The sequence below is a fragment of the Candidatus Infernicultor aquiphilus genome (assembly GCF_002784285.1).
In the GTDB taxonomy this organism is placed as follows: domain Bacteria; phylum Atribacterota; class Phoenicimicrobiia; order Phoenicimicrobiales; family Phoenicimicrobiaceae; genus Infernicultor; species Infernicultor aquiphilus.
In genome coordinates this window covers 1-1,071 of sequence record NZ_PFKO01000326.1, presented here as the reverse complement: position 1 = coordinate 1,071, position 1,071 = coordinate 1, and the positions used below count along the sequence as shown (strand labels likewise).

At 37.3% G+C, this 1,071-nt stretch carries 1 protein-coding gene; it reads left to right on the top strand.

Annotation, left to right across the window (positions count from 1 at the left end):
- Positions 1-7 precede the first annotated feature (7 nt).
- A partial coding sequence (locus COZ07_RS09120; protein WP_406608253.1) for an exostosin family protein occupies positions 8-1,071 on the top strand: 1,064 nt, incomplete at its 3' end.

Genomic DNA, 1,071 nt, shown 5'->3' with positions numbered 1-1,071 from the left:
GGGGTAGATGATTGATGTAATTTGGCTTTCATACAAGGCGGATATTCCAGCGAGGGGTTATTGGGATCAGGGAATGATTGAGGATATTTTTAATAACAAAATGTGGGATCCGATTAATGGATATCAGTTTAAGCATACAGAGATGGTCAACATTGATTTTAATAATTTTGAAATTGCTAACGAGGGGGCTGTTATTGTATTTCCTGCAAGGTCACAGGTAGAGTTTACAGATAGATTGAATGAGGATTTAAAAAGACTAAAGTGGGTTGTGCTTATTTTAACAGGGGACGAAGAGGCATCATTTCCTATTGAAAAAATAGATCATCCCAATATTAAAATTTGGGTTATGGATCCAAGGCGTAAAAATAAAGATGTTGGAAGATTGCCGAATGGTTACCCGCCACAGGCACATTTAATTAAAGATATGGATGGATCTAAAAGAGACAAAGATTGGTTTTTTGCAGGACAGGTTACTCATAAAAGAAGAGTGCAATGTGCTAAAGAATTGAAGAAATTGGAAGCCGGTGATTTAGTTGAGACAGAAAGTTTTACAGCGGGATTGCCACACGAGGAATATTACGAAAGAATGACAAATGCTAAAATATGCCCTTGTCCATCGGGACCGGAGACACCGGATACGTTCAGGTTATACGAAGCATTAGAGGCAGGATGTATTCCAATAGCTGATGAGCAGACACCGCAGGAGAATTTTAAAAGAGGATATTTTACATTCTTGTTTGAGGAGGAGCCGCCATTTCCGGTAATAAGAAATTATGAAAGTCTTGTTGGATATGTTCAGGAGGCATTAATGGATTGGAAAAATTTATCAAATAAAACGATGGCTTGGTGGATTAAATATAAAAGAAAAATTACATATAAGATGGCGGACGATATTGCAGAAGTATCGGGGATTATTGGCAAAAAAGAAATTAAAGAAGCAGTCACTGTTTTAATACCTACAAATCCTATTCCAAGCCACCCCGATACATTAGTGTTAGATGAGACGATCGAGATGGTAAGGCATCATTTGCCAAACTCCGAAATTATAATAATGTTTGATGGAGTAAGAGA